Raw genomic sequence first — 16,825 nt, forward strand, 5'->3', positions numbered from 1 at the left:
CCCTGCCGCGCCCGGCCCAGACGCGCAGGAACGCCCGTCAAGGCGGAACGGTTTGCACGCTCGCCCCGTTCTTCACCCGGGACGTGGGGTTGTCGGAGGGCGAAAACCCAAAAGATCGCAGGGAGAATTGGCGCCGTCATGTCGGCCCGTCCCGCTTCCCTTGCCCGCACCGCCTCGCCTGCCAGCCTCTGGCTGGTGCTGGTGATGCTGTGCGCGGCGCTCTTGCCGGATTGGGCGATGGCACTGCGGCCGGGTGGCGTGCCGGGGCCGGCCCTGTTGTGCGTGGCGGGCGTGTCGCCGGGCCAGGCCTGGGCGGTGCCGGCGGGGGATGCTGGGCAGGCCGATGCCGGGCAAGTCGATGCCGGTGACGAGACCGCCGCGTCGATGCCGCGTTGCAGCGCCTGCCTGCTGGCGGTGCTGGCGGGGCCGCCGGGCGTCGAACCCGATGACCTGCCGCGTCCGTTGGCCGTCACCTTGGTGGCGCTGCGGAGCGACGAGCGGCCACGGCTGGATTCGGGGCCGCTGCGCAACGCCGCAGCGCCGCGTGGGCCGCCTGGGGTGGCGTGAGCTGGGTGGCGGCCCTGACCGCCACGACCAACCGCTGCTGAACGCCCCTGCCCTCGCATCCTGACGAGGCGGGGCGATGCCCCCCATTCCTGGCGCACGCCGGGCCCGAAGCGCGGCCCGGGCGCACGCCTTGCCCTGGCCAACGACCATGCACACCCTCCGTCCCATCGCCCACGCCGCCGCCATCGCTTGCGCCGGCCTGATCGCCCTCAGCCCTGCCGTCCAGGCCCAGACCGACGCCAGCGCGGGCAACGGCGCGACCTCGACCCTGCCCCGCGTCGACATCACCGGCGCCCGCGAGCGCTACCGCGCCGAGACCACCAGCGCCGGCACGCGCAGCCCGACGCCGACCGAACAGATTCCGCAGTCCATCGTCACGCTCAACCGCAACCTGCTGCAGGACCAGGGCTCGACCACGCTGAGCGACGCCCTGCGCAACGCCAGCAACGTCAACGCGGTGGACTCGCGCGACGCCTGGAACAGCAACTTCAAGGTGCGCGGCTTCAACGCGTCGACGGTGGTCGACGGGGTCGCGATGCCCGGCTACTTTGCCGGCTTCGAGAGCCTGTCGGCGGCCGACCGGATCGATGTCGTCAAGGGCCCGGCCGGCGCGCTCTACGGTGCCACCCAGGGCCAGGGGGGCACCACCAGCACCGGCGGCACGATCGCGTTGAGCACGCGAGCGGCCGATCCGCTGCGCACGGTCCGGGAGGTCGGCCTGCGCGTGGGCAGCTTCGACACCCGCGCGTTCAACCTCGACCTCAACCAGCCGCTGGCTGAAGACTGGGCCGTCCGCCTGGTCGGCGACGTCGGCCAGACCGGCTTCGAGACCGAGGGCCTGACCCAGCGCCACCGGGCCTGGGCGCCGTCCGTGACCTGGCAACCCGATGGCCGCACGCAGGTGGTCCTTCGCCTGCGTTCCCAGGACACCAAGGGGCAGGACTACAGCGGCTTGCCGCGCACCGGCACGCTCGATACCACGCAGCTGACGCTGGCGCGCGACCACCTGATCGTCTCGCAGGGCCAGCCCGACAACACGCTCATGTCGCGAGGCGCCAACCTGCAGTGGACCGAACAGATCAACGAGGTCTGGAGCGGCCAGCTGCTGCTGTCGCGCCAGAGCGCGGAGATCGACCAGCGTGGTGTCTGGCTGGGTGACCCGCTCGTGTGCGGCTTCGGCGCAGCGACGCTGACCGGCAACTACGTCTGCGGCGCCCGGCTGTGGGACCGCTTCACGACCACCACCGTCTCGCCGGCCCTGACCGCGCGCTACCGCAGCGGTGCCGTGCAGCACACCGCCCAGGTCGGCCTGGACTGGGAGAAGACCCGCGACGAGGCCTTCATGGCCTTCCCCAACGGACTCGGCCCGCTGGACTTCTTCGCCTTCGCAAACCTGCCCAGCACGAGCTATCAGACCTGGGTCGAGCCGGTCGCGCCCGACCCGGCCGACCAGCGCAACACCTACCGTTCGCGCACGGTCTACCTGCAGGACCAGGTCGACGTCGGCGCCTGGCATGTGCTGGGCAGCCTGCGGCACACCGACATCCAGGTCACGGACGTCAACGCCAACGCCTTCTTCGGCCATGACAACGTCACCCGCAACCGCACCCTCACGCCGCGTGCCGGCGTGGTGCGCGACTGGACCACCCAGGTGTCGACCTTCGCCAGTCTGTCCAAGGGCGTGAAGGTGCCCATCGGCAGCGTGTTCAGCACGCCACCCAAGCCGGAGACTTCGCTGCAGAAGGAGATCGGCCTGCGTCTGAAGGACCTGGGTGGCCTGAGCGGATCGCTCGCCTGGTTTGACCTCGCGCGCGAGAACGTCGCGGTGGGCGACCCTGCGAATCCGGGCAAGTCGCGGCAGACCGGCCTGCAGCGCTCGCGCGGCATCGAGGCCGACCTGCGATGGCAGGCCAGCCCGGCCCTGACGTGGCTGGCCCAGGCCACGCGCATGAAGGCACGCATCGAGGAAGACACCACCGCCGCCAACGTCGGCAAGGTGTTGTTCAACGTGCCCGAGCGCAGCGCCCGCATCGCCGCCCGCCACGACTGGTTGCAGGGTCCTGCGGCCGGCCTGAGCGCTGGCCTGGGCCTGACGCACCACGGCCGACTGGCCGGTGACACGACCAACACCTACTTCACACCGGCCGCGACGCTGTGGGATGCGCAGCTCGGCTACCGCATGGGCGATGCCCGCTACGCGCTGCGCATCGACAACCTGGCCGACAAGAAGTACTTCGTGCCGTCGACCTACTTCGGCGGCGGTCAGGTGATCCCGGCACGGCCGCGCACCGTGCAGGCGAGCGCGACTTTCGCGTTCTGAGCCTGACGGCATCCGGCGGACGGGCCGCAGCCGGTCCGCCCGCCGGGTCACGTCCCAGACAAGCAACCCAAGGCACGCCGCGTCACACCGTGACGCACCGCGCCACACCACCCCGGACCTCCCGACACCATGGACAACGAACGTCGACATTTCCTGCAGGCAGCGGCAGCGGCGCTGGCCGCCTCGCCCTGGCTGGCACAGGCCGCGCAACCCGCTGCGGCCGAGCCCGCGCCATCGCACGACATGAGCCACGTGCCCGCCCATTGGACCGGCAGCGAGCAGATCGGCATGCTGCTCTACCCCGGCTGCACGGCGCTGGACTTCGTCGGCCCGCAATACCTGTTTGCCAGCCTGATGGGGGCGACCGTGCACCACGTCGCGGCCACGCTGGAGCCGGTCACCAGCGACACCGGTCTGGGCCTGGTGCCCACCGTCACGCTGGCCGATTGCCCGCGTGACCTGGACGTGCTGTTCGTGCCGGGCGGCGGCCAGGGCACGCTGGCGGCGATGCGCGACGAGGCCCTGCTGGCCTTCGTGGCCGACCGCGGATCTCGCGCCCGCTGGGTCACCAGCGTCTGCACCGGCTCGCTGGTGCTGGGCGCGGCCGGGCTGCTCAAGGGCTACCGCGCCACCAGCCACTGGGTCGCGCTGGGTTTGCTGGCCGAGGCCGGCGCCACCCCGGTCGACGAGCGGGTGGTGCGCGACCGCAACCGGCTGACGGGCGCGGGCGTCAGCGCCGGACTGGACCTGGGCCTGAGCCTGGTCGAGATCCTGCGCGATCGCCTCTATGCCCAGAGCGTGCAGCTGCTGGCCGAATACGCCCCACAGCCGCCGTTCAACGCCGGCACGCCAAAAACGGCACCGGCCGAAGCCACGGCGCTGATGCGCGACATGTTCACCGGCTTCGTGCGCGACGGCCGGCAGATCCTGAAGGACCGCCGCTCACGCGGCTGAGTCCGTCATCGGGTCAGACCGTCATCCCGCTCGCCCGCCAAGCCCGCCACCCCCCGAACTCGCTCACGTCCCGCGCCCCGGCCAGGCCGCTGGCCTCGCAGATGAAGCCGGGCACCTCGCTGCCGTCGGCCAGCAGGGTGCGGCCGATGCCGAGCGGGGCGGGGATGGCGGCGACGAAGCTGCCGAAGGCGGTGGCGGGGAGTTCCCAGACCTCGACCTCGATGGCGACGCCGCCCGGTGTCGCGCCGTCGGCGACGCGTTGCAGGCCGGGGCGCTTGCCGTCGGGCAGGGCGTAGAGGCGGTAGACCGGGGCGGTGTGGGTGGCCGCCACCAGGCGGGCGCCGCGTGAGGTGAGTTGGGGGTTGAGCGGCTGGCCCGACAGGTGGGCGCCGCAGACCGCCACGCGGACCTGGCCGGACGGTGTCTGGTTGGCCGGGGCCGCGAGCGCTGCAGCCGGCAAGGCGTGGCCGGTGGCGCCCAGCGTGGCGGCGGGGCCCGTCAACGTGGCCTGCCAGCGGGCGGCCAGGCGCAGCAGGGGCACGTCCTGATGGGCCGGGGCGAACAGGGTGATGCCGAAAGGGCGACCCGGCGCGCTGCCGTCGCCCGCCAGCCAGCCCGAGGGCAGGGCCACGGCGGCGCAGTCCAGCAGGTTCATGAAGTTGGTGTACGTGCCCAGCTCGCTGTTGCGCACGATGGGCTCGGCCAGCATCGCGGCGATCGTCGGGTGGCCGGGCGCGGTGGGTGTCAGCACCGCGTCGACCTGAGACCAAACCACGTCGCAGCGGCGCTTGAGCGCCTGCAGGCGGATCTGCGCCGCGTAGGCGTCGGCCGCCAGCAGGGCCTTGCCGCCGAGCGTGATCTCGCGGGTGACGGGGAAGACGGCCTCGGGCTGGCGCTCGATGAAGTCGCGGATGGCACCGTAGCGTTCGGCCACCCAGGGGCCTTCGTAGAGCAGGCGGGCGGTCTCGTAGAAGGGCTCGAAGTCCAGCTCGACCAGCTCGGCGCCGAGCGCGCGGGCCTGTTCGATCGCACGGTCGAAGGAGGCCGCGCAGCCCGCCTCGGTCCAGACCCGCTGATCGCCGCGCGGCACGCCCAGGCGCGGCCGCGGATCGGCACCCACGTCGTGGCCGTGCGGCAAGGCGGCGCGGCTGCAGGGGTCTTCGGCGTCGAAGCCTTGCGCGACGGCCAGCACGGCGGCGGCGTCGGCGGCGGTCAGGGCAAAGATCGAGACCACATCGAGCGTGCGGCAGGCCGGCACCACGCCCCGGGTCGACAGCAGGCCGCGGGTCGGCTTGAGGCCCACCAGCTGGTTGAAGGCGGCCGGCACGCGGCCCGAGCCGGCCGTGTCGGTGCCCAGGCTGAAGCTGACCTGGCCGAGCGCGACCGAGACCGCCGAGCCGGCGCTGGAACCGCCCGAGACATAGGCCGGATCGAAGGCATTGCGGCAGGCGCCGTGCGGCGAGCGGGTGCCGTTCAGGCCGGTGGCGAACTGGTCCAGGTTGGTCTTGCCGACGGGGATGGCGCCCGCGTCGACCAGGCGCTGCACGACCGGCGCGTGGGCATCCGGCGCATAGGCATAGGCGGGGCAGCCGGCGGTGGTCGGCAGGCCGGCCACGTCGATGTTGTCCTTGACCGCGAAGGGCACGCCCCACAGCGGCAGCGTGGCCGGATCGCGCGCCATCAGCGCCCGGGCCTGGGCGCGCAGCCGCTCGGGGTCGACGCGGCTGATCCAGGCGCGGTGGGCGTCCTCGTCCGAGGTGGCGGCGATGACCTGCTCGATCACGCCCAGCGGATCGCGCCGGCCGGCGGCGTAGTCGGCGCGCAGGGTGGCCAGGTCCAGCGAAGGCCAAGAGGGCGTGTTCATCGGGTCGATTCCTCGTCGTTCGTGTCGCCGCTGTTGCTGCTGTTGCCGGTGTCGCCAACGTCGCCGTTGTCGATCACGGCCACGGTCTGGCCCGCCGCGACCGCACCCCCTTCGCGGCACAACAGGCGGCGCAGCCGGCCGTCGCTGGGCGCGGCGATGGTGAATTCCATCTTCATGCTCTCGACCACCAGCAGCGGCTGGCCCTCGCGCACCGTCGCACCGGGCTCGACCAGCAGCTTCCAGACGCTGCCGGGCACGGGGCTGGCGACCGCGCGGGCGCCGGGCGGCAGGGCCTCGTCGGGCTCGGTCGATGCGGCCCCATCGGCCTCGGCGACGTGTTCGGCCTGACCGGCCGCCGCCCAGCGTTCACGCTCGGCCGAGAAGGCGGCGCGCTGGGTGGTGCGGAAGGCGGCGATCGCGTCGGCCTGATCGTCCAGAAAGGCCTGGTAGTCGCGCAGCGAGAAGCGCCCCGGTTCGGTCCGCAGCTTGTGGCGGCCGGCGGGGAAGTCGCGCCGGATGCGCGCCAGCTCCTCGCCGTCGACCGGGTAGAAGCGGATCTGGTCGAAGAAGCGCAGCAGCCAGGGCTGGCCGGGCTCAAAGTCGGTGGCGCCGTCGCGGGCGTCGCGCCAGCGGTTCCACATCTGCAGCGTGCGGCCGACGAACTGGTAGCCGCCCGGGCCTTCCATGCCGTAGACACACAGGTAGGCGCCGCCGATGCCCACGGCGTTCTCGGGCGTCCAGGTGCGCGCCGGGTTGTACTTGGTCGTCACCAGCCGATGGCGCGGGTCCAGCGGCGTGGCCACGGGCGCGCCCAGGTAGACATCGCCCAGGCCCAGCACCAGGTAGCGCGCGTCGAAGACGGTGCGGTAGACGTCGTCGATGTGGTCCAGCCCGTTGATGCGGCGGATGAACTCGATGTTGCTCGGGCACCAGGGCGCGTCTGGGCGGACCGACTGCATGTATTTCTCGATCGCCAGCCGCGTGCTCGGGTCGTCCCAGGACAGCGGCAGCCAGACCGTGCGCGAGGGCACCGACAGGTCGTCGGTCGGGCCCAGGGCGTCGTCCCGTTCGGCCAGCAGGGCGAGCAGGGCCTCGCGGTCCAGCACGCGCGGGTCGTGGTGGACCTGCAGGCTGCGGATGCCGGGCGTCAGGTCGATCACGCCGCGCAGGTCGCCGGCCTCGATGCGCGCTTCGAGCGAGCGCATCAGCGCATGGACCCGCAGGCGCAGCGCGATGTCGAGCACCGGCTCGCCGTATTCGAGCAGCAGGTAGCGGTCGCCCGACTGACGGATGACACGGGCGGGCCGGCCCGGTTCGCCCTCACGCCGCGACAGGATGGCCGCTTGACCGGTCGGCGCAAGCGTCGCGGCCGGCAGTTCAGGCAAGGGCCCCTCCAGCGTCGCCAGCGCGGCATCGAGCTGCGCGTGCAGGCTCAGCGCCTGAGCCAGTGACAGCGGCACGAAGCGCAGCGTGTCGCCGGGGCGCAGCTGGCCGAGCTTCCAGCGCTCGCCGGCCACCACCACGGCGGGGCAGACGAAGCCGCCCAGGCTGGGGCCGTCGGGGCCCAGGATGACCGGCATGTCACCGGTGTAGTCGACCGCGCCGATGGCGTAGGCGTTGTCGTGCAGGTTGGACGGGTGCAGGCCGGCCTCGCCGCCGTCCGGCCGGGCCCAGGTCGGCTTCGGGCCGATCAGGCGCACCCCCGTGCGGCTGGAGTTGTGGTGGACCTGCCAGTCGGTGGCGTAGAAGGTGGCGATGTCCTCGGGCGTGAAGAAGTCGGGCGCGCCATGCGGCCCGTCCAGCACGCCGATGCGCCAGTGCCGGCCCGGTGCGGGCAAGGCCAGCGCCGGTGGCTCGAAGCGCGGCGCGTCGGGGCAGGCCGCGTCGTCGCCCACCGGCAGCAGGTCGCCGACCCGCAGGTGGCGCCCGCCGTGTCCGCCGAACTGGCCGAGCGTGAAGGTCGCGCGGCTGCCCAGGTAGGCCGGCACGTCGACGCCGCCGCGCACGGCCAGGCAGGCGCGCGCCCCGGCCTCCAGCGCGCCCAGGCGCAGCACGGCGCCGGCAGGCAACTCATGCGCCCGGCCAGTGGCCAGGGCGATGCGCCGGCCGTCGACCTCCAGCGTCATCGGCATCGCCGCACCGGCCAGCGCCACGACCAGCGGCTGCAGGCAACGCAGCGTCGGACCGGCCAGCGTGCATTCGAGCGTGGCCGCATCGGCCGGGTTGCCGACCAGCCGGTTGGCCAGGCGGTGGCCCAGCTCGTCCATCGGGCCGGACGGCGGCACGCCGACATGCCAGTAGCCCTGCCGGCCGGGCCAGTCCTGCACGCTGGTCATGACGCCGCCGTCGAGCACCTCCAGCGCACGCGGCATCGGCCGGAAGTCGGCCAGCGTCGCGGTGACGACGCGGCCCTGCTCGAACACCGGCGCGGCGACCAGCGCACGCAGGTAGCCGAGGTTGGTGGCGATGCCGCCCAGCCGGGTCTCGGCCAGCGCGGCGCGCAGCCGGGCCAGGGCATCGGTGCGGTCCCGGCCGGTGACGATCAGCTTGGCCAGCATCGGGTCGTAGTGCGGCGGCACATCGGTGCCACGGGCGACCCAGCCGTCGACGCGCACGCCGCTGGCGGGGTCCGGCCAGACCACCTCGGTCAGCAGCCCGGCGCTGGGCTGGAACTGGCGCGCCGGGTCCTCTGCATACAGCCGGACCTGGATCGCCGCGCCGCGCGGTTCCGGCGCCACCAGCTCGAAGGCGTCGCCGCGCGCGAGCTTGACCATCCACGCGACCAGGTCGACGCCGGTGACCTGCTCGGTGACGCCGTGTTCGACCTGCAGCCGGGTGTTGACCTCCAGGAAGTGGAAGGCGCCGCTGTCGGCATCGAGCACGAACTCGACCGTGCCGGCCGAGCGGTAGCTCACGGCCTGAGCCAGCCGGACCGCGCAGGCGCACAGGTCGGCGCGGGTGGCGGCGTCCAGGTGCGGCGCGGGCGTTTCCTCGACCACCTTCTGGTGACGGCGCTGGGCTGAGCAGTCGCGTTCGCCGAGCGCAATGACCTGGCCGCGCCCGTCGCCGAAGACCTGCACCTCGATGTGGCGGGCGCGGGTGATGAACTTCTCGACGTAGAGGCCGGCGTCCTTGAAGTTGGCCTGCGCCAGCCGCTGCACCGAGGCCCAGGCCTCGCCCAGCGCCGCTGCGTCGTCGACCCGGCGCATGCCGATGCCGCCGCCGCCGGCCGTGCTCTTGAGCATCACCGGGTAGCCGATGCGTTCGGCCGCGACACGCGCGGCATCGACGTCGGACAGCAGGCCGGTGCCGGGCAGCAGCGGCACGCCCAGTTCGGATGCCAGCGAGCGGGCCGTGTGCTTGAGCCCGAAGGCGCGCATCTGCGCCGGGCTCGGGCCGATGAAGGCGATGCCGGCGTCCTCGCAGGCCTGGGCGAAGGCCGGGTTCTCGCTCAGGAAGCCGTAGCCCGGGTGGATCGCACCGGCGCCGGTCTCGCGGGCGGCGGCCAGGATGCGCGCGCCGTCAAGGTAGCTCTGCGCCGCCGGGGCCGGGCCGATGCAGACGGCGGCATCGGCCAGGCGGACATGGGCCGCGTCCGCATCGGCCTCCGAATGCACCGCCACCGCACGCAGGCCCAGGTCCCGCAGCGTGCGGATGATGCGCACCGCGATCGCGCCGCGATTGGCGATGAGGACGGTGTCGAAACTCATGACTGCCCCTCGCACGACGGGTACATCGGTCGATCCCCCGAGGGGATGCGGGCCGGCTTGGGAGCGGCCCGGCGCTCGGCCCGGGTCATGCTGTCTCCCCTTGCCAGAACAGGAACTCGACCGGCGTCGGGTTGTAGGCGTTGCACGGGTTGTTGAGCTGCGGGCAGTTGGAGACCAGCATGTGCAGGTCCATGTGCGCGGTCAGCTCGACGTACTTGCCCGGCGCGCTGACGCCGTCGGCGAAGGTCAGGCGGCCGTCTGCCGTCACCGGCACGTTCATGAAGAAGTTGATGTTGGGCACCAGGTCGCGCTTGCCCAGGCCGACGTCGGCCTGCTGCAGCGCCAGCAGGTAGTTGTCGCGGCAGTTGTGCATGAACTTCTTCTGCAGCGCATAGCGCACGGTGTTGCTCTCGGCCGCGCAGGCGCCGCCGAGCGTGTCGTGGCGGCCGCAGGTGTCGGCGCTGATGGTCAGCATCGGCCGGCCCAGGTTGCTCATCAGCACCGAGCCGGTGGTCAGGTAGATGCCGCCCTGGGCCAGCAGCGTGTCGCTGGCGCTGTAGTGCTCCGCGAGGTCGTGGCGGGCGTAGAAGATGACGTCCACGGCCTGGTTGCCTTCGAGGTCGACGATGCGCAGCGTCTGGCCGGCATCGACGGTCGTGAACCACGGCTCGCCAGCGGCCTGACGGTGGCGGCGCACGGCGGCCTCGGGGGCCAGCGCGCTTTCCTGGAAACGCAGGGAGGTCGGTGCAGTCATGCGTGGGCTCCTGGGGTCGACCGGGTTCAGCAAAGCGCGAACACGTCGCTGTTGTGCAGCGCACGGGCGCCTTCCGGGCGGTGCCGGCGGCAGACGTCGTCGGCCTCGGCCGGGCCGCGTCGCCAGGCGGCGATGCCGACCTTGCCGGGCGCATAGCCGGGCCGCAGGTCCAGCGGGTGCGGGGCGGTGCTGATGGCGACGATGACGTCCAGGTCCATGCGCAGCTCGACCGCGCCGCCGCGCACGACACGTTCGGCGTCGAAGGCAAAACGGCCGTGTTCATCGACCGTCACGCGGCTGAACAGGTTGACCGGCGCGATCTGGTCGCGCAGCGTCAGGCCGTGTTTGCCGGTCTCGATCAGCAGGCCGTCGCGGCCGCTGCGGTGCATCGCGTTGCGGTGCGTTTCATAGCGCTGCAGGCCGTGGCGGGCCTCCATCGTCGGCGTGTCCAGCAGGCCGCCGAAGGGGTCGTGCCAGCCCAGCGTGTCGTGCGTGAAGGACGCCAGCGCGCGGCCCATGTCGCTCATCAGCACATGGCCAGTGCTGTAGTGCGCGGTGTGCTGGGCCTTGAGGCTGTCGGGCATGTTGTAGCGCTCCAGCCGGTCGTGCGCGGCGTAGAGCACGACGGCGCAGTTGGCGCGCTCGTCCAGCGCGACGAAGCGCAGCGCCATGCCGCGGCTCAGGCGCCAGCTCCAGTGGCCGCCGCCGGGCACGATCTCGCTCCAGACCACGCGCTCGGCGGGCAGCTCGGGCGCAAAGCGTTGCCACAGCGGCGGGGCGTCGATCGGCTGGGTCGGCGGCGGGTTGTCGAGGGTGTGCAGCGGTGCGGTCATGGCGAGGGCAGGCGGGCGAGGGGCAGCGGGGGTTCAGCGGGTCTGGTCCAGCGTCGCGGCCTGCGAGAGCTGTTCGAGCAGCTCGTGGTCGGTCTGCAGGCCGGAGGTGGCGCGGATGCGCGCCAGCACCTCGCGCTTGAGCGCGACGAACTCGGGCGCGAGCTTCATGTCCTGGCTGCGGCGCGGCCCCAGCGGCACCGCGTGGATGCTGTCGATGCGGCCGGGGCGCGGCGCCATCAGCACGACGCGCTGGCCCAGGTAGAGGGCCTCTTCGACGTCGTGCGTGACGAAGACGATGGTGGTGCGTTCCAGCCGGTGCACATGCAGGATCAGGTCGTGCATGACCTCGCGGGTCTGTGCATCGAGCGCGCCGAAGGGCTCGTCCATCAGCAGCACCGGCGGGCGGCTCATCAGGGCGCGCGCGATCGCCACGCGCTGCTGCATGCCGCCGGACAACTGGCCCGGATAGGCGTGTGCGACATGCCCCAGCCCCATCAGGCGCAGCAGCGCATCGGCGCGGCCGGAGGCGGCCTCCACGTCGGCGCTGCTGCGGTCTTGTGTGTGCACGGCCAGGCGGCGGCTGAACTTGATGTTGTCGATCACCGTCAGCCACGGGTAGAGGCTGTAGTGCTGGAACACCATCGCCCGGTCCGGGCCGGGGCCGTCGACCGCCCGGCCATCGACCACCAGCTCGCCAGCGTCGTGGCTCTCCAGCCCGCCGATGGTGCGCAGCAGCGTCGACTTGCCGCAGCCCGAGGCGCCCACCAGCGTGACGAACTCGTTGGGCGCGATCGCTAGGTCGACCGCCTGCAGCGCGGTCATGCGGCTCGGGCCACGACCGTAGTGCTTCCACAGGCCGCTGCAGCGGATGTGGGCCTGGGCGTGTGCATCGGCCGCGCCTGCTGCCTGGGCGTGTTCGGGGTGGCTCATCGGGTGATCCAGTCGTTGGGCGTGACGGTTCAGTGCCGCACCACCAGCCAGGGGAAGGCCTTGCGGTGCAGCCAGCGCATGCCCTGGTCCATCGCCAGGCCGATGGCGCCGATCAGCAAGATGCCGGCAAAGATCTGGTCGGTCTGCAGGTAGCGCTGGGCCTTCAGGATCGAATAGCCCAGGCCCGAGTTGGCGGCCACCAGCTCGGCCACCACCAGGTAGGTCCAGGCCCAGCCCATGGTGATGCGCAGCGTGTCCAGCAGGGCCGGCTTGGCCGAGGGCAGGATGACCTGTTCGAGCAGCTCGCGGCGGGTGGCGCCCATCGTCTGCGCGGCCTCGACCTGCGACATCGGCACGCGCTTCACGTCCTCGGCCACCATCAGCACCATCTGGAAGAAGGTGCCGATGAAGATCACCGCCACCTTCGAGCTTTCCTCGATGCCGAACCACAGCATCACCAGTGGGATGAAGGCCACCGCCGGCATGTAGCGGATGAAGTCGGTCAGCGGCTCCAGCAGCGCCTGCACGCCCCGGTAGCTGCCGATCAGCAGGCCCAGCGGCAGGGCCAGCACGGCCGACAGGGCCCAGCCGGTGACGACCCGGTAGACGCTGATGCCGACGTCGCCGGCCAGGTCGCCGTCGACGGCCCAGGCCAGCGCACGCTGCACCACGCTCCACGGCCCGGGCAGGAAGACCGGGTCATTGCCCTCGCGCAGCGTCAGCCCGATCCAGCCCAGCAGCGGCAGCAGCAGGCCGAGCAGGGCCAGCAGCCAGTAGGCGGTCGGCGGGATCGCCTGCCGGACCTGCCACAGCCGGGTCGGGCGGTGGCGGTCGGGCGGCGGGGTCAGGGCGGGTTCCATGGTGGGGCGGTCCATGCCGTCAAGCGCCAGCGGGGTCGATCAGCACGGGCTGGTCGGCCGCTTCGAGCGCGCGCCAAGGGCCCAGGTCGCGCGGCGGCAGGCCTTCGAGCCAGGGCAAGGTCGAGCGCCGCACGCGCCAGTCGCCGTCCGGTCCGTCGACCTGTTCGGCCAGGCTGATCTCGCAGTCGGCGGCGGCGATCAGCGCGTTGCGGGCGATGGGCTGATCGGTGGCGACCGCGTGGCGCACCGTGCGCGTGCTGGCCGCGTCCAGCGCCCGGGCGCGCAAGGTGATCTGCCAGCGCCCGACGCGGATGCGCAGGCGCGTCAGGCGTGTGCCGGGTGGCTCATCGCATGAGCCTTCGGCAGACCAGCCAGGGCCGGTGTCCTCGGCGACCCAGCGCTCGTCGTAGTCGGCGGCCAGGCCCCACTCGTCCATGCCATCGGCATCGAAGCGCAGCGCGCCGACATCGGCGATGCGGCTCTCGGCATGGTCGATCAGGCGTTGCCAGCGGCAGCTCGCGACCGTGTCGCCGTCGACGCCCTCGACATGGGTCAGCCCCGCGAAGCCTTCCTGCGTCAGCAGCCAGCGCAGCTGCGGCGTGCTGCAGTCGGCCAGCGAGGCCACACCCGAGTAGTCGGGCCTTGCGGCCGGCACGCGCAGGTCGGCATGCCAGTGCGGCGTCTGCAGCCACCAGACGGCGGTGCTGCGGTCGTCCAGCGTCGCGCCGGTGCGGGCGGGCACCCGCAGGCGGGTGCGGCGCCAGAGGCCCTGGAGGCGGTCGGGAACGGGTTGCGCGCCCATGTCAGACCGCCGTGAGGAAGGAGACACCGTAGGCACCGCGGAAACCATCCGCGCGGTCCCGGCCCGTGCCGACCGCGCCGTAGTCGTCGTCCAGCACGCGGCTCAGGCGGTGGCGGTGGTAGCTGCGCAGGTAGCGCGCCATCGGCAGGGTCTGGGCATGGCCTTCGGCGTCGCCAGCGGCCTCGGGGTAGAGGGCGGCGTGCAGCGCGGGCAGGCGGTGCCAGGGCTCGACCGGGCGCTCATGGTGGGCGTTGTGGAAGGCGAAGTTCAGCAGCAGCAGGTTGAGCCACGGCCAGCGCGTCGACACCAGGTTGCTGTAGGTGTTGTGCTGCTCGTAGGCGTGGTCACGCGGCGCGGCGCCGTCGGCCACCGGTGGCATCGGCGCGTGCAGGTCATTGGTCGCGAACGCCTCGTAGGTGTGCTGGTAGGCATCGGCATAACGCAGCGCCGTAACCATCAGCAGCCAGGCGACGAGGTAGCCCAACAGCGCCCAGGGCGAGGCCCAGGCCAGCAGCGCGAACGCCGTCAGGCGCACGGCCAGCACGCCGATCACCCGTGCGCGCCGGTCACGCCGGTCATCGAGCAGGAAGGGCTGGACGATGACGTAGCCATGCATCAGCACCTCCACCGCCGGGATGTGGGCCCACTCGCAGGCCAGCACCAGGCGGCGCAGCCAGGCCGGGCCCTCGCGCAGGAAGCGGCGCACGTCGAAGGTGATGACGTCGGCCCGGTCGACGTGGTGGCGCATGTGCTTGTGGCGCAGATCGTCGAAGCGGGCATAGGCGCTGCCGGCCAGCCAGCCCATCGCCTCGCCCCAGCGCCGGTTGACGGCCGGCTTGCGGAAGATGCTGTGGTGGGCGAACTCGTGCAGGAAGTAGGCCGACAGGATCAGCGCGTGAGCCAGTCCCAGCGTGCCGAGGACCCGCAGCCAGCTGGGCCCGCTCACCAGCAGCGCGAGGCTGCCGGCCCAGCAGCTCAGCGTCCAGCCGAGCGCCAGCGTGTTGAGCAGGGCGCCATCGGCATGGCGCCAGAGCGAAGGCCGGCGCGCCGGCACCACGATCGCGTCGGACTTGCTCATGGCGCGCGCCGGCTCAGGGGGCCAGGGCCTTGACGAACTGGGCGTCGAAGGTCGCCTCGGTCGGCGGGATCGTGGTGATCTGGCCCTTGTCCTTGAGGATCTTGCCGATCACCGCGCCGCTGGCGTAGTAGGACGTCGTGTCCGTCCCCGGCATGAAGGCGCGGCCCATCTCGGCCGGTGGGATGTTGTAGACGCCGGCCAGCTGTTCCTTGACCTCGGCGGGCTTCAGGCCCATGGCCTTGGCGATCAGCTTGTGGGCCTCGGCGGGCTTGGCCTTCATGTAGGCCAGGCCGTCGAGGTAGCCGGCGATGACGGCCTTGACGTCGGCCGGGCGGGCCTTGATCGTCTTCTCCGGGAACACCAGCACGTCGGCGATCAGGCCGGGCGCGTCCTTGGACGAGAACACCACCTTGAACTTCTTGCCGCCACCTTGCGACAGGATCTGCGACACGCTGGGCTCGTAGGTCACGCCCACGGGCACCTTGCCCGAGGCCATCGCGGCCGGGATCGCCTCGGGGGTCATGTTGACCGGCTTGATGTCCTTCTCGCTCAGGCCGGCCTTGGACATGGCATAGGCCAGCAGGAAGTCCGACGGCGACAGCGGATTGAACGCGACGGCCTTGCCCTTGAGGTCGGCCACGCTCTTGATGCTGGCGTCGCCCAGCATGGCGTCGCCGCCGTTGGAGTAGTCGATCGGCATGACGACCTTGGCCGAGCGGCCCTGGGCGACCTCGCCGATCACCTGGTCGTAGGTGGCGACCACGCCGTCGACCGCGCCGCTGGCCATGCCGGGCAGCAGCAGGGCCGGATCGCTGAAGGTCTGCAGCTTGACCTTGACGTTGTGCTTCTTGAACAGGTCCAGCGCCTCGGCCACGTAGAAGGGCCCGTAGCCGATCCACACGGTGGTGCCGATCGAGACCGTGGCCGGCGCGGCCTGGGCGGCCGGGGCGAGCGTCAGGCCAAAGGAGGTGGCCAGCGCGAACGCCGCCAGGGTCGAGACGGTCGAGCGGCGGGTGCGGAGGATGTGGCGCATGTGAGGCTCCAAGCGTGGTGGATGACAAAAGCCGATGGATCGGGGAAGCCACCTCGCGTCGCGAGGGTCCTCCCGGGCTTTTGTCCCGCCGTGGAGCCTGAGGTCCGTCGAAGCGCGTCAACGCTCCGGGCCTTGAGGCCGGTGGCTCTCGGACCAGACACCGGTCTGCATCGACCGGCCGGAACCCTAGCCACCCTGGTGGCGACGTGAGGTCGCTTCCCGTTGCGGGGAGATTGCAAGGTGCGTGCCCGCTGCTGCGGCCCCTGCCAAGGGCCGGCAGGCCTTGTTGCTGGTGCGGGCTGCGCCGCCTTGGTGCGTGGCGTGCGTCGGATGCTGGCGCAGCGGGCGGTCGATCAGCCCGCCGCGTGCCGCAGCAACTCGGCCACCAACGCGGCCGGCTCGGTCACCATGGGGCAATGGCCGGTGGCGATCTCACGCACCTCGAAGCCGGGCAGGCCACGCACCCGCGTGCGCATCGCCGCGATGGTCGGGTAGGCCGGCGCGGTGCAGTCGATGAACAGGCGCGGCAGGCGAGCCCAGCGCGCGCCGTCAAAGGCCAGCGGGTCGCGGTAGGGTCCGAAGGGATGCGGCACCTGGCGGCGCAGGAGCCAGTCGCGGTCGGCGCCGGTGATGCCGAAGTCGGCCGGGTCCGGCGGCGGCAGCGCGTGGTCGTTGGCGAGCGCCGCCGCCGTGCGCGAGGCGATCACCTCGGGGCTGTGCTGCTCGCCCCAGCCCTCGCCGGGCAGCGGCACCATCGCGTCGACATAGACGAGGCTGCGCACCCGGTCGGTCGCGCCGGCCAGCAGGCGGTCCGCCGCCCCGGTCACGACCATGCCGCCGTAGCTGTGGCCGACCAGGATGACGCCGTGCAGCTCCTCGGCCTCGACCAGCGCCACGACGTCGTCAACATGGTCCTTCAGCCGGATGCCGGGCTGGCGCAGGTGCGCACGTTCGCCGTCGCCGGTCAGCGTCACCGCATGGACCTCGTGGCCGGCCGCACGCAGCGGTGCGAGCACGCGCCGCCAGATCCAGGCGCCGCCCCAGGCGCCGTGCACGAGGACGATGGGTGCGCGTGTCGGGTGCGTCATGACGGGGCCTTCAGGGCTGGGGTGGGACCGGA

General features: G+C 72.3%; 13 protein-coding genes and 1 riboswitch. Of the genes, 3 read left to right on the forward strand and 10 right to left on the reverse strand.

The genetic code is table 11. The features are described 5' to 3' along the window. The first annotated feature begins 138 nt into the window (after window positions 1-138). The 3 genes from EV685_RS11880 (at window position 139) to EV685_RS11890 (ending at window position 3,841) form a co-directional block, all read left to right on the forward strand. Window positions 139-567, forward strand: coding sequence for a hypothetical protein (locus EV685_RS11880; RefSeq protein ID WP_130482216.1), 429 nt, complete (start codon window positions 139-141; stop codon window positions 565-567). A gap of 148 nt (window positions 568-715) precedes the next feature. Further along, the gene (locus EV685_RS11885) at window positions 716-2,887 is read left to right on the forward strand and encodes a TonB-dependent siderophore receptor (RefSeq protein ID WP_165396781.1); all 2,172 of its coding nucleotides are present in this window, start codon (window positions 716-718) and stop codon (window positions 2,885-2,887) included. Window positions 2,888-3,016: 129 nt separating this feature from the next. Continuing rightward, window positions 3,017-3,841 (forward strand): DJ-1/PfpI family protein, encoded by an 825-nt coding sequence (locus tag EV685_RS11890; protein WP_130482218.1) that lies wholly within the window; start codon window positions 3,017-3,019, stop codon window positions 3,839-3,841. Window positions 3,842-3,854: 13 nt separating this feature from the next. Here EV685_RS11890 and atzF read toward each other — a convergent pair whose 3' ends face one another. From atzF to EV685_RS11940, 10 genes are all read right to left on the reverse strand, one after another. After that, complete coding sequence (gene atzF, locus EV685_RS11895; protein WP_130482219.1) at window positions 3,855-5,705, reverse strand: allophanate hydrolase; 1,851 nt, start codon at window positions 5,703-5,705, stop codon at window positions 3,855-3,857. Beyond that, complete coding sequence (gene uca, locus EV685_RS11900) at window positions 5,702-9,415, reverse strand: urea carboxylase (protein WP_130482220.1); 3,714 nt, start codon at window positions 9,413-9,415, stop codon at window positions 5,702-5,704. The genes atzF and uca overlap by 4 nt, the downstream gene beginning before the upstream one ends. A gap of 85 nt (window positions 9,416-9,500) precedes the next feature. Continuing rightward, a complete protein-coding gene (locus EV685_RS11905) occupies window positions 9,501-10,169 on the reverse strand; it encodes an urea amidolyase associated protein UAAP2 (protein ID WP_130482221.1) in 669 nt (222 codons plus the stop codon). A 26-nt stretch (window positions 10,170-10,195) separates the two neighbouring features. Beyond that, the gene (locus EV685_RS11910; RefSeq protein ID WP_130482222.1) at window positions 10,196-11,002 is read right to left on the reverse strand and encodes an urea amidolyase associated protein UAAP1; all 807 of its coding nucleotides are present in this window, start codon (window positions 11,000-11,002) and stop codon (window positions 10,196-10,198) included. Window positions 11,003-11,035: 33 nt separating this feature from the next. After that, window positions 11,036-11,932 (reverse strand): ABC transporter ATP-binding protein, encoded by an 897-nt coding sequence (locus tag EV685_RS11915; protein WP_207224807.1) that lies wholly within the window; start codon window positions 11,930-11,932, stop codon window positions 11,036-11,038. A gap of 29 nt (window positions 11,933-11,961) precedes the next feature. Next, window positions 11,962-12,792 (reverse strand): ABC transporter permease, encoded by an 831-nt coding sequence (locus EV685_RS11920; protein ID WP_207224808.1) that lies wholly within the window; start codon window positions 12,790-12,792, stop codon window positions 11,962-11,964. A 19-nt stretch (window positions 12,793-12,811) separates the two neighbouring features. Further along, complete coding sequence (locus EV685_RS11925; RefSeq protein ID WP_130482224.1) at window positions 12,812-13,594, reverse strand: hypothetical protein; 783 nt, start codon at window positions 13,592-13,594, stop codon at window positions 12,812-12,814. Between the two features lies 1 nt (window position 13,595). Beyond that, the gene (locus tag EV685_RS11930) at window positions 13,596-14,672 is read right to left on the reverse strand and encodes a fatty acid desaturase family protein (RefSeq protein WP_130482225.1); all 1,077 of its coding nucleotides are present in this window, start codon (window positions 14,670-14,672) and stop codon (window positions 13,596-13,598) included. A gap of 13 nt (window positions 14,673-14,685) precedes the next feature. Then, window positions 14,686-15,705, reverse strand: coding sequence for an ABC transporter substrate-binding protein (locus tag EV685_RS11935; protein ID WP_130482226.1), 1,020 nt, complete (start codon window positions 15,703-15,705; stop codon window positions 14,686-14,688). Between the two features lie 67 nt (window positions 15,706-15,772). Beyond that, window positions 15,773-15,906, reverse strand: a riboswitch (guanidine-I (ykkC/yxkD leader). 152 nt (window positions 15,907-16,058) lie between these two features. Continuing rightward, window positions 16,059-16,793 carry an alpha/beta fold hydrolase gene (locus EV685_RS11940; RefSeq protein ID WP_130482227.1) on the reverse strand — a complete coding sequence of 245 codons (735 nt, stop codon included), beginning with the start codon at window positions 16,791-16,793 and terminating at the stop codon, window positions 16,059-16,061. Window positions 16,794-16,825 lie beyond the last annotated feature (32 nt).

Origin of the sequence: Sphaerotilus mobilis (assembly GCF_004216565.1) — a bacterium.
Taxonomy (GTDB): domain Bacteria; phylum Pseudomonadota; class Gammaproteobacteria; order Burkholderiales; family Burkholderiaceae_C; genus Sphaerotilus; species Sphaerotilus mobilis.

Coding starts and splice junctions, on each gene's coding strand:
- EV685_RS11880 (WP_130482216.1), top strand. CDS start 139: ATGTCGGCCCGTCCCGCTTCCCTTGCCCGCACCGCCTCGCCTGCCAGC.
- EV685_RS11885 (WP_165396781.1), top strand. CDS start 716: ATGCACACCCTCCGTCCCATCGCCCACGCCGCCGCCATCGCTTGCGCC.
- EV685_RS11890 (WP_130482218.1), top strand. CDS start 3,017: ATGGACAACGAACGTCGACATTTCCTGCAGGCAGCGGCAGCGGCGCTG.
- atzF (WP_130482219.1), bottom strand. CDS start 5,705: ATGAACACGCCCTCTTGGCCTTCGCTGGACCTGGCCACCCTGCGCGCC.
- uca (WP_130482220.1), bottom strand. CDS start 9,415: ATGAGTTTCGACACCGTCCTCATCGCCAATCGCGGCGCGATCGCGGTG.
- EV685_RS11905 (WP_130482221.1), bottom strand. CDS start 10,169: ATGACTGCACCGACCTCCCTGCGTTTCCAGGAAAGCGCGCTGGCCCCC.
- EV685_RS11910 (WP_130482222.1), bottom strand. CDS start 11,002: ATGACCGCACCGCTGCACACCCTCGACAACCCGCCGCCGACCCAGCCG.
- EV685_RS11915 (WP_207224807.1), bottom strand. CDS start 11,932: ATGAGCCACCCCGAACACGCCCAGGCAGCAGGCGCGGCCGATGCACAC.
- EV685_RS11920 (WP_207224808.1), bottom strand. CDS start 12,792: ATGGAACCCGCCCTGACCCCGCCGCCCGACCGCCACCGCCCGACCCGG.
- EV685_RS11925 (WP_130482224.1), bottom strand. CDS start 13,594: ATGGGCGCGCAACCCGTTCCCGACCGCCTCCAGGGCCTCTGGCGCCGC.
- EV685_RS11930 (WP_130482225.1), bottom strand. CDS start 14,672: ATGAGCAAGTCCGACGCGATCGTGGTGCCGGCGCGCCGGCCTTCGCTC.
- EV685_RS11935 (WP_130482226.1), bottom strand. CDS start 15,705: ATGCGCCACATCCTCCGCACCCGCCGCTCGACCGTCTCGACCCTGGCG.
- EV685_RS11940 (WP_130482227.1), bottom strand. CDS start 16,793: ATGACGCACCCGACACGCGCACCCATCGTCCTCGTGCACGGCGCCTGG.